We start from the raw sequence: 10,659 nt of genomic DNA, 5'->3' as shown, positions 1-10,659 counted from the left end.
AAAGCCAAGTCTGGATCAACGTAACCCTTAATTGGAGCATAGCGCAATTTTTCATGTCCCTTAACGGCGCCAGCTAACTTCTTAAGGAAAGTTAAATCAATTGGACCTGAAATTTCATAGATTTCGCTCTTTTTAACGTTTAACTTGTCAAACAAGCGTGAACGCAATTTGTCACCATTGACTTTTCGATTTCAAGGCGAACAGCTTTACCATGTTCACGGTCCTTCAATTGTTTTTGGACACTACGTAAAAAGTCTGAAGTATCACGTTCAGCCACGTCCAAGTCCATGTCACGAGTAACACGGAAAATTGCGGCTTCTTTTACTTCGTAGCCGTCGAAAAAGCTGCTGACAAATTCTTTGATGATATCTTCTAGTAAAACAAAACTGTTGTCTGCTTTTGGTAACTTAACTAAACGTTTAAAGTTATTAGGAACTCTAAGTGTAGCATAGTGATGCTTGCCATCTTCTTTGTCCTTTAAATGAACAGCGATATTCAAAGAATCGTTAGCAATAAATGGGAATGGACGGTTAGTGTCGTCAGCCATTGGAGTAATGACTGGATACAATTCATCACTAAAGTAACGTCTTAAAAATTCGTATTGTTGTGCGCTCAGATCTTTAACTTCTTTAATAAAGATGTTCTTCTTTTCAAGTTGAGGCAAAAGTGAACGCCAGTAAGTTGAGTATCTCTTTTCTACTGCTTTGTGTTCCTTTTTGTTAATCGCGTCAAGTTGTTTTTCTGGAGTCATACCAGATGAATCAGTAGTCTTGATACCGGCCGCAATCAACTTGTGCAAAGAAGCGACACGAACCATGAAGAATTCATCAACATTGCTTTGAGTGATACCTAAGAAGTTGATTCTTTCAAGCAATGGATTGTCCCTATTACGAGCTTCTTCTAGTACTCGATCGTTAAAATCCATCCAACTTAATTCACGATTATTGAAATATTCCGGTTTCAAAAACGGTTTTATTTCTTCTTTTTCATTTCCTAAAAATGTACTACTCATTGTCTATTCATACCCTCTTGTTTTAAAACAACTTTGATACCAAATACGTCTTCAAATAATTTCACGCGTTTATTAAAGGACCAGCGTTCCAATGTAATATCCGCATTTGTTTTAGCTCTGACGATTAATTCATTATTTTTCTTCAGCGAAATAACGATTTGCTTAATCTTTTGCTTGTGTGAAGCATCTAACGCAGTAGCTATTCGTAAAATAGCGGAAAGCTTGGCAACCGTTAACTGAATTTCTGGATCTAGGTGACGGTAATGATGGCCACCAATGTCAGGTGCAGAACCATCTTCGTTCATAGTCTGATAACGACAAATTTCACTAACAATTTCGTTTTCACGATCAGACAAGCCGATCAATTCATTATCATCCAAGAATTCGGCTGATTGCTCATAGCGTCTTGCTTGGTTAACAAAACTACCAATATCATCAACTATGGCAGCCCAACTCAATAATTCTCTGTCAGATTTAGGCAAAAGATGTACCTTGCGCAGACGGTCAAAGATATGCAAAGCAAACTTGCGCACTGCAGTAGCATGGTGTAAATCAACCAAATAGCGTCGAGCCATATTTTGAGCTGAAGTCATCATGATATCAGTATCTTTGCCTCTCTTCTCTAGCATCAAAAGGCCGGTGACAACAGACATGTCTGTAATGTAAATCGTGCCAATATTTAAAAGAGAAAGGAATTGCTTGATTGAAATGGCATTAGGAATAGCGTGGTCAGCTACAGCTGGTTCCAAGTCATAGTTTTGCATGATATCGTTAAGCGACATTTGGATCAGTTGATCATAGAAGTGTTGAAATTCTTCGTGCGTAATTTGGTTAGCTGAGTTTCTTTCTTCAAATAAGTATTATTCAAGGCATCAGCGTGTTGGATAATTACAGCGGCACGCGAATTATCCTTGATCTGACGAGCCAAGTGACCGATCTTCGCACCTAAGTAATCATTGATAACATAGATCGGATCATTAGGCGTTTCATTAGTGATTTCATTGATCTCTTGGATCTCTCGTGGACCTAAAGCCAGGCTCCAGCTTGATTCGAACTTATTGTTTTTAAACAAAGAAAGGTTGATCATTGCAGAACCAAGACTAAGCAAATAAGTGGCGTGGTCCTCGTCATCGTCATTTACTTCTGCTTGACTCTTCATCCCGCTTAAAACCTTGGCGTAGACGATTTGACCACCATTAAGCCATTCGATCTTCCAACCAGTTCTAACCTTGATCTGATCTGCAATAAAACTGGCAGACATTTCATCAATTAATTGTTCATTGCCGTAAAACTTGAAATCCTTAATCTGATATTCTGCTAGCTTCTCTTTAAAGCCTTCAATTGCATCACAGATTTTGTCCATATCTTGTTCAAAAACCTGGCTTTTACTATCAGCTTGTAAAAACGAAGGCGAATCCAGTTTTTCAATGACAGTTAGATCCTTTAGATCTACTATGTTAAGTTGAATTTATAGGAAGACATATAAATTAAACCAAATAAAGTTTTCTTCATTTATTATTTTCACCTATTAATGCAATTACTTTAATATTATACTTTTACTCTATCTTAATTATATTTAACTTTTGATTATGATCTAAATTTTACGGCCTAATTTTGAAAAAATTAATAACAAAAAAGGCACAATTTTATGTACCTTTTTCACCCTAATGACTATACGAATTGCTTATATGTAAGGGATACAAATGGTTGAATGTCTCTCCATTGATAGTAAGTCAAATTCAACTAGTTCGTTTTTCAATTTATCTACTGTACAAGATTTGCAGTGCATTTCTTTCATCAAATCTTCATCTGAATAAATGATGTACATGTTGCCGTCGTCATCTATCCAACCCTATTTTGTGACTCTGTCATCCGTAGAGTAAAAATTATGTAAAGATAACGAGCATTGACACTCATATCCCTATATTTGGGTTATGGAAGAATGCCTTTGGCAAACCATTTTGTTGTTCAGGATAATCTTGGCCCCTTTAAATCTTAGTTGTGTTTTCATTATATCTAACTCTATTATGTTTGTTTTACTTGTTTATTAGAAAATTATTAAGCCAAGCGAATAAAAAAGCCCAGAGCTGATATGGCTCTGGTCTTAATTGTATCTTAATTAACGGTAGTCCTTGAGGAAGTCGACTAACTTTTGGTAGTCGGCATCGTGCTCAGAGTCATAAGCATCAACTAAATCAACAACCTTGTTGTCTTTGGTGATGATGCGGTATTCACGCAAACCTTTCTTTTCATTTGCGACTACAGTAATTTCACCTTTACCTGGTGTTGAGTACAAATCAGGATTTAGAGCTTCATTCAATTTGTCTGATAATTGTTGGTTAAATGCAATTGTGTTCATTCGCTTTTATCTCTTTTCTTATAAATAAACTTCAACACAATCATTATAACATTTTTACCTAATTATGTTAGGCTTCTTATTTCGCCGATTGTAAAATCAAATTGAACACTTTAGAAAAATAAAAGTCCATTTGGACCTGTTTGAAGTGAGACCTAAAAGTGAGACACTTTTAGGTCTTTACTATGTCTAAATTTAATAAAGAACAGAAAATAGAAATTTATCGTAAATGGAAAGATGAAAAGATTTCAATAAGTCAGTTGTCTAAAACATATAAAACGAATGTAGCTAATTTGGATTACATGCTTAGATTAATTGATATGTATGGAATCAATGTTTTAGATAGGCCTTATCAGGTTTATTCTAAGGAATTTAAAGAACAAGCAATTGAGCAAGCTGTTTTCAGTACCAAGTCATATGTACAAGTATCACTAGAACTGGGGCTTAAGAGTATTGGCACACTTAGTATTTGGCTTAGAGAATATAAGGAAAACGGGTATAATGTCATTATCAAACAGAAAGGACGCCCTGCCCGTGATCAAAGAGACTCAAAAATCACGCAAGGAATTGGAGAAAGAGATCCAAAAGCTGAAAGAAGAAAACTTGCGATTGCGTATTGTGAACGAATACGTAAAAAAACTGAAGGCCTTGGATCAAGACAAAGATCGAAAGAAATAGCTAAGGCAATTACTGATCTAAGGCATGAATTTAAGGTTAGCTTGAACTATGTCTTAGATGCAATTTCAGAGCATCCAGAGCTGCCTACGATTGCCAGAAGTTCTTACTATAAAATAATTAAACGAAAGCCTAAGAAGCCCAAGCGTTCCAAACTTATTGCAAGGATCAAGGAAATATTTAATCGTCACAAAGGACGCTATGGCTATCGTCGAGTGGCACTCCAGTTAATAAAAGAAGGCTGGAATATTACTGGAGAAAACAGTCCGTTACTGGATGCATAAATTGGGTCTTAAGGGTATCAGACGCAACAAGCGTAAGTATTCAAGCTACAAGGAACTATTGGCAAGATAGCCCCTAATTTAATTCGTCGTGATTTCTTTGCACCAATGCCCAACATGAAATGGTACACTGACATTACTGAATTTCACCTCAATGGTGAAAAGCTTTATCTATCACCTATTTTGGATGGTTGTGGAGGCGATATAGTCTCTTACACTATTTCCAAACATCCAGACATGGAGTTAGTAATGACAATGCTTGATAGGGCTTTTGCCAAGGAAACGGCTCTTAATAATTGCATCTTTCATACTGATCAGGGCTGTCAATACCAAGTCCAAGATATCAGCGTGCTTTAAAGCTTCATGGTATTACTCAAAGCATGTCTAGAAAAGGTAATTCCATGGATGATGGGCTAATGGAAAACTTCTTTGGCTTGCTCAAAACAGAGATGTTCTATGATCAAGAATACAAGTACCATAGTCTTCAAGAATTAGCTCAAGCAATCGAAGATATATCGAATACTATAACGAAGAAAGGATAAAGAGCAGATTAAAAGGCTTAACTCCGAAAGAATATCGGAATCAAGCCTCTATTAATCCTGTATTTAAACTGTCTAATTTTTAGGTCTCAGTTCAGTTTGATAAAATGTAATTACCACAAAACATTCAGAAACGAGGTCACAAATGGACTCTTTACATTCTATCATGCCTGAGCATCAAAAGGGAAGCATTTATCATTTGAACAACGGGTTGTTATTCAAACTCGCTTGAAGGATGGCTGCTCTATCAGAGCTATCGCTCGTGAGTTGTGCTGTTCGCCTTCTACAATCAGTTACGAAGTTAGACGAGGCACTGCTACTCTTTATCGTGGCAAACAGAAGCGTTACAAGGCTGATCATGGTCAAGTGTTTATCAGACTAACCGACGCCACTGTGGTCGCAAATCAGACTTCTTGAAGAAATCTGACTTTATCAAGTATGTCAATAAGCATTCTTTGAAGACAATTGGTCACTTGATGTATGTGCCAATCGCTGCTTGGCTGTGGGTGAATTTAGCAGCGACCAGATAGTCTGCACTAGAACTCTATATAACTATGTAGATCAAGGCTTGTTGGCTATCAGAAACTCTGATTTGCCTGAGAAGTTAAAGCGTAATACTAAAATTCATCGTGTTCATAAGAACAAGAAGAAATTAGGTCGAAGCATTGAAGAACGCCCTAAAGAGATTAATGATCAAGTACTGCTAACTTTGTCTGAGCGAATGAGCCGTGAATTTCTAATCTTGCGTATTCCAGACAAGACAGCTGCCAGTGTGATGAGCGCTTTTCAACTCTACATAAGCAGTATAGTGAGCACTGGAATGAAATCTTCAAGACAATTACAACTGACAATGGTTCAGAGTTTGCGGATCTTTCCAATCTAGAGAAGTATCTAATACCTTAGTCTATTACGCCATCCATATACTTATTGCGATAAAGGCACTGTTGAAAGACACAATGGCCTTATTCGCAGATTTATTCCCAAGGTGATTACATCAATAACTATTCTCTTCAAGATATCATTAATATTGAAACCTGGTGCAATTCGCTACCAAGAAAGATCTTGGCATATCATACTCCAGATGAAATCTTTGAGAAAGAATTAGATCATATCTATCAAGCAGTATAAATGTTCAATTTATTATGCAATTTACGGGCTTCTTATTTTAAATTAATTTTCCTTATCTAGTCTGCAAATGCACATCATATCTGGTGTTTGAGGTGCAACATCAATCGGTGTGATTGCCTTAGTTTCATAACCATTTTGCTTAAAGAGCTTAAGATCACGTACCAAAGTGTCTGGGTTAAATGAGATAAGCTATGTCTTTTTTACATTATCTATATTAAATCTAAGCGTAAACTCTTTTCTTAAGAATACCGACATATGCAAGTTGCGGTAAAGACCGTTGTAGTCCAAGCCGTAACCTACTAAGAATTCATTAGGAGCCTTGAAGCCATAATCATCTGGGTAGAAGTCAACTACACGTGTCTCAGGTTTATCTAACATAGAAATAACTTCAACACTCTTGGCACCGCGTTCCTTCATCAAGTCGCTAAGTGCCTTTAAAGTTCTACCTGTGTCAATGATATCTTCCATGAAGATTACTGGGCGGTTCTTAACGTCTGACTTCACGTCTTGGGTAATCTTAACCTTACCAGTAGAGCTGGTACCTTCATAACTGGAGGCCTTAATTGGCTCAATTGTTAATTCGAAAGTTAATCTTTTGATCATATCGCTGGCAAAGATCATTGCGCCATTCAAAACTGGAATGACGATTGGTTCTTGCCCTTCATATTTCTTGTTAAGGCGAGCTGCCATTTCATCCATGCGCTTGTTAAGTGATCTTGATCAAATAATACTTTTTCGATGTCGTTATTCATGTTGATTATTTCCCTCTCAAATTAGTTAACGATAAGATTTTAACATATATTTTTTGAGTTTCACAGTATTTTGCTAAAATTATTAGCTTATTTATTAATTAATCATAATTTTATATATTATCGTTCGTGTTCTAGTGAGAGTAAATAAAAAACTATTAAGATTTTACACTTAATAGTTTCTTTACTCTATTTCCTATCTAAAACCACTGTGCCCTCAGGTGAATTTTGATTAATTGCACCGATAATGGGTGTGGCACATACAATTCATCAAAATAGTTTACTTCATCTAGTGTGAGCTCTACGCCCATCGAATTCACAGCTGATTCAAGGTGTTTGATCTTCGTTGAACCAACAATTGGAGCAGTGATACCCTTAGCCCATTCCCAAGCTAAAGCAATTTCTGACATCTCAACACCATGCTTTTCCTGACTTTCATTACTTTAAGCTTAATACCGCTAGTCCATTATGAAAAAATACTTATTATAAATTCCTAGGCATAACTTTTATGCATCCCACTCCATTAAACAGTCGGCTGCACCAGTCTCTTGATCAATCTCTTTTTTCACTAACTTAAAACCACGATTTTGATAAAAACTAAGAGCCGCTTCATTCTTTTCACACACCGACAGCTGCAATTTATCATGCTTTAGCTTCAAAAGTCAATCAGCTTTCCACCAATACCGCGGCCCCGATAATCTCTTTTAACAAAGATACCGGCAATATAGTTGCCTTGCATCCCTACAAAACCAGCTATCTCGCCCTCTTCTTCATCTACATACAGCTGAACATTCGGCAACTCTTTTTTCACCAATTCATAGTTATCATGCCAATAACTTGGATCAATAAAATCGTGTGCATCAAGGTTGCCCTTAAGCCAAATCTGCATCAACGCATCTAAATCGCTCTTTTGATATTTTCTAATCATATTTATTTCCGAATAAACTTTTGATCACTTGCAGGCACGCCGCTGTCATCTGAGATGTAGCGTTCAACGCACATATGAAAGTCATACTTTTCACGCAAGTCAGCCAATTCCTTCATCATAGGTGAAGCATGGTGAGCCTCAAGCGCCTTTTGATCATGCCAACTATCGATTAATAAAACCGTCTCAGGATCGTCCATTGGGATAAAGTAATCATATTTTCATTGCCTTCTTCGGCACGAATACGACCTGCAATACCCTTGTCTTCCATTTCTTGTGCGAACTTTCTGGCATCACCATTTTTGCCATTGTAATAAAGATTTACAGTCAAACTCATAATTTGTCTCTCCTTTGTAAAATCGCTTTCATTAGTTATTTTAATATAATCTTTGCTTATTCTTAACTTGTATTCATCGAAAGTTATCGCTAAAATTTAAGTAGAAAGTAAGCGTTATTATTTAGAGGTGAGAAAAATGTTAAACAAAAGAAAATTCCTCATCAAACTGTGTGCAGCGTTACCAGCTGCCCTGCTTTTAACGACTACTCCAGTTTTAGCTGATGAAAATGATCAAACTAATCAACCACAAACATCTGAAACAAATAAACAAAATGTAACCTACCAATCATTATATTGGCGTTGCATAAATCAATATACTGGTCAAACCTTACAAGTCATGTATGCCGATACGGTAAAAGTGGTTAACGGTGTCCCTGAGCGGCAATTCTTTAACATGGGGCAATTACCAGAGAGAATTGGTGACTTTGAGATAGCTGGTAATCCCCCTTATGATGGACGTGCCCTTGAAGTTGATCCTAACAATCCAAGTGGTGTCACCTACATCGATTGTGCCTACTATTTGCCAAATAAGAAGGATAGTAGTAGCACAACCACTACCCATAATCAACAACATTCACAGAATGTAACAAAGGATAATCACAACAGCCATTCAGCAATCAAGAAAACAGACAAATGGCGTCACCAACACAAGATGCCAAATTCTGCTACTTCTAATTTAAACAAAAAGCAAAATGCTAGTCCAAGTAAGGCAGCTACCAGCAGTAAGCCTAATAAGAAAAGGGCAACAAGTAAGAAGAACAAACCTGCTACTGCCAAAAATCATGCTAATGTACAAGCTGAACGTAACAACAACATCTTGAAATTCGTGGTTACTCCATTGGTGATTATAGTAATTGCCGCAATCTATATTCCACGCAAGTTCTGGCACAGAAATCGCGGTAAACACGCTGAATAACAAGAAGGTCGAGTCAAGCTCGGCTTTTTTATTATATTTATATGAAATCGCTGTCAAAAGATACCTCCTTAACTGTATAATAAAACTATAAATCAATAGTTATACAAGTAAGGAGGTTTTATTATGGCTACTAAAAAGAAGAAAAAGCACCAATTTCCGACGGCCCATACCGTCATCATAATTGTGCTTTTGCTTGTTCAACTATGACTTTTGTTATTCCTGCCGGTAACTATGCGACGATTGCTTATGATACCAGCAATAAAGATTTCGTAGTTACCAGACCAAGTGGTAAAAAGTACAAATAACCTGCTACTCAGGCCACTTTAAAGAAGTACAAGGTCAACATTGCAGTCAAGAAATTTAAGGATGGCACAATCTACAAGCCAGTTGCTATTCCAAATTCTTACGAGATAATCAATTTAAAGAAGCCTAACCTGTGGCAGGCGATCAATCAGTTCTTCACCTCACAGGTACAAGGTATCGCTCAAAGTGTCGACATCATCGCCTTCGTTTTGATCCTAGGTGGATGTATTGGTGTCGTTCACGCAAACGGCGCGATCAACTCGGGGATGCAGGCTTTATCTAAGCAAATCAAAGGTAAGCAAATTCTGTTGATTATCCTTGTGATGGGGCTAATTTCTCTTGGTGGTACAACCTTTGGTCTTGCCGAAGAAACGATGGCCATGTACCCAATCCTAATTCCAGTCTTCCTGCTAGCCGGGTATGATACGATGACAGTTCTAGGAACGATCTTCCTGGGAACGAGTATTGGGACCATGATTTCAACCATTAACCCATTCTCAACGATCATCGCTTCTAACACTGCCGGTGTTAACTTCGCCAGAGCTTTACCACTCAGAATTACCATGTGGGTCATCTGTACGGTAGTTGGTATGATCTATGTCATTCGCTACGCTGAAAAGGTACGTAAAGATCCTACTAAATCTGTTGTTTACGACCAATACGAAGAAGATCGTGAAAAGTACTTAAACGATGCCGACTTTAACAAACCAGCCAACTTTACTTGGCAACAAAAATTATCATTGATCATCTTCGGCATTGCCTTTATCGTCATGATCTGGGGTGTACAACAAAAAGGCTGGTACTTCACCGAAATTTCGGTAGTCTTCTTAACTGCCGGCTACTTGATGGCTATCTTCTCGGGACTTTCCGAGCACAAAGTTGTGCAAGCCTTCGTTGATGGTGCTAGCGATTTGCTTGGTGTTGCTTTGACAATCGGGTTGGCGAGAGCCGTTTCCATTGTTATGGACGACAGTCACACCAGTGACACCATCATGCACTTCTTCAGCCAACAGATTTCTGGCATGAGTCCATTAATCTTCATTTGGTTCCTGTTCATCGTCTACATCATTCTGGGATTCTTCATTCAATCATCATCTGGTTTGGCCGTACTTTCCATGCCAATCATGGCACCACTTGCCAATGTGGTTGGAATCGACCGTGCTAGTGTAATTGATGCCTACAACTGGGGCCTTGGCTTTATTTCCTTGGTTGCCCCAACCGGATTAATCTTGATGAGTTTGATGATGGTTAATATTGACTTTAACAAATGGTTCAAGTGGTGTTGGAAATTACTGGTCATCGAATTTGTCTTGTGTCTAGTCGCATTAGGCGTCGGATTGTTAGTATATTAGATTTGAAACAAAGTTTTCAGATCATTCTTTCAGCACGATAGGATGATCTTTTTTCATAACAACCCTTGTTTATTTATTCAAAAAGC

General features: G+C 37.6%; 9 protein-coding genes and 6 pseudogenes. 4 read left to right on the top strand and 11 right to left on the bottom strand.

What is annotated here, in order from left to right:
- Positions 1-5: 5 nt before the first annotated feature.
- From LA20531_RS00005 to LA20531_RS11095, 5 genes and pseudogenes are all read right to left on the bottom strand, one after another.
- Positions 6-1,012 (bottom strand): annotated as a pseudogene (locus LA20531_RS00005) (polyphosphate kinase); the annotation flags it as partial.
- Positions 1,009-1,794, bottom strand: a complete 786-nt coding sequence (locus LA20531_RS11755) for a hypothetical protein (protein ID WP_236943763.1) — start codon at positions 1,792-1,794, stop codon at positions 1,009-1,011. The pseudogene LA20531_RS00005 and the gene LA20531_RS11755, both read right to left, overlap by 4 nt.
- Before the next feature lie 5 nt (positions 1,795-1,799).
- On the bottom strand, positions 1,800-2,375 hold the full coding sequence (locus tag LA20531_RS11750; RefSeq protein WP_236943762.1) for a hypothetical protein: 576 nt from the start codon (positions 2,373-2,375) through the stop codon (positions 1,800-1,802).
- 321 nt (positions 2,376-2,696) lie between these two features.
- Positions 2,697-2,840 carry a hypothetical protein gene (locus LA20531_RS11745; protein ID WP_236943761.1) on the bottom strand — a complete coding sequence of 48 codons (144 nt, stop codon included), beginning with the start codon at positions 2,838-2,840 and terminating at the stop codon, positions 2,697-2,699.
- Positions 2,841-3,131: 291 nt separating this feature from the next.
- Positions 3,132-3,371: a hypothetical protein gene (locus LA20531_RS11095; RefSeq protein WP_056940368.1), complete on the bottom strand. Its 240-nt coding sequence runs from the start codon at positions 3,369-3,371 to the stop codon at positions 3,132-3,134.
- A 182-nt stretch (positions 3,372-3,553) separates the two neighbouring features.
- On the opposite strand from LA20531_RS11095, the pseudogene LA20531_RS11090 reads away from it, so the two are divergent.
- A pseudogene (locus LA20531_RS11090) lies at positions 3,554-4,949 on the top strand (IS3 family transposase).
- Positions 4,950-5,008: 59 nt separating this feature from the next.
- Positions 5,009-5,991 (top strand): annotated as a pseudogene (locus LA20531_RS11085) (IS30 family transposase).
- A gap of 42 nt (positions 5,992-6,033) precedes the next feature.
- Here LA20531_RS11085 and LA20531_RS11855 read toward each other — a convergent pair.
- The 6 genes and pseudogenes from LA20531_RS11855 to LA20531_RS11060 form a co-directional block, all read right to left on the bottom strand.
- On the bottom strand, positions 6,034-6,156 hold the full coding sequence (locus LA20531_RS11855) for a hypothetical protein (protein ID WP_257790261.1): 123 nt from the start codon (positions 6,154-6,156) through the stop codon (positions 6,034-6,036).
- Positions 6,157-6,211: 55 nt separating this feature from the next.
- Positions 6,212-6,743 (bottom strand): annotated as a pseudogene (gene hpt, locus LA20531_RS11075) (hypoxanthine phosphoribosyltransferase).
- A gap of 197 nt (positions 6,744-6,940) precedes the next feature.
- Entirely contained in the window at positions 6,941-7,150 is a 210-nt protein-coding gene (locus LA20531_RS11070; protein WP_233994605.1) for an aldo/keto reductase, read from the bottom strand.
- Between the two features lie 96 nt (positions 7,151-7,246).
- Entirely contained in the window at positions 7,247-7,399 is a 153-nt protein-coding gene (locus LA20531_RS11740; RefSeq protein WP_236943759.1) for a GNAT family protein, read from the bottom strand.
- Positions 7,396-7,668, bottom strand: a complete 273-nt coding sequence (locus LA20531_RS11735) for a GNAT family N-acetyltransferase (RefSeq protein WP_236943758.1) — start codon at positions 7,666-7,668, stop codon at positions 7,396-7,398. Before LA20531_RS11735 ends, LA20531_RS11740 begins: the two co-directional genes overlap by 4 nt.
- A 2-nt stretch (positions 7,669-7,670) precedes the next feature.
- Positions 7,671-8,002 (bottom strand): annotated as a pseudogene (locus LA20531_RS11060) (putative quinol monooxygenase).
- A 136-nt stretch (positions 8,003-8,138) separates the two neighbouring features.
- On the opposite strand from LA20531_RS11060, the gene LA20531_RS11055 reads away from it, so the two are divergent.
- Positions 8,139-8,918: a hypothetical protein gene (locus tag LA20531_RS11055; protein ID WP_056940406.1), complete on the top strand. Its 780-nt coding sequence runs from the start codon at positions 8,139-8,141 to the stop codon at positions 8,916-8,918.
- Between the two features lie 123 nt (positions 8,919-9,041).
- Positions 9,042-10,573 (top strand): annotated as a pseudogene (locus LA20531_RS11050) (YfcC family protein).
- Positions 10,574-10,659 lie beyond the last annotated feature (86 nt).

The organism is Lactobacillus amylovorus DSM 20531, assembly GCF_002706375.1.
Lineage (GTDB): Bacteria > Bacillota > Bacilli > Lactobacillales > Lactobacillaceae > Lactobacillus > Lactobacillus amylovorus.
The sequence above is the reverse complement of the archived record's forward strand: the minus strand, read 5'-3'. Positions and strand labels throughout refer to the sequence as shown.

What these genes read in the sequence shown, in the direction of transcription:
- LA20531_RS11755 (WP_236943763.1), bottom strand. Translation starts at nt 1,794, where the DNA reads ATGTCGCTTAACGATATCATGCAAAACTATGACTTGGAACCAGCTGTA.
- LA20531_RS11750 (WP_236943762.1), bottom strand. Translation starts at nt 2,375, where the DNA reads ATGGACAAAATCTGTGATGCAATTGAAGGCTTTAAAGAGAAGCTAGCA.
- LA20531_RS11745 (WP_236943761.1), bottom strand. Translation starts at nt 2,840, where the DNA reads ATGTACATCATTTATTCAGATGAAGATTTGATGAAAGAAATGCACTGC.
- LA20531_RS11095 (WP_056940368.1), bottom strand. Translation starts at nt 3,371, where the DNA reads ATGAACACAATTGCATTTAACCAACAATTATCAGACAAATTGAATGAA.
- LA20531_RS11070 (WP_233994605.1), bottom strand. Translation starts at nt 7,150, where the DNA reads ATGTCAGAAATTGCTTTAGCTTGGGAATGGGCTAAGGGTATCACTGCT.
- LA20531_RS11735 (WP_236943758.1), bottom strand. Translation starts at nt 7,668, where the DNA reads ATGATTAGAAAATATCAAAAGAGCGATTTAGATGCGTTGATGCAGATT.
- LA20531_RS11055 (WP_056940406.1), top strand. Translation starts at nt 8,139, where the DNA reads ATGTTAAACAAAAGAAAATTCCTCATCAAACTGTGTGCAGCGTTACCA.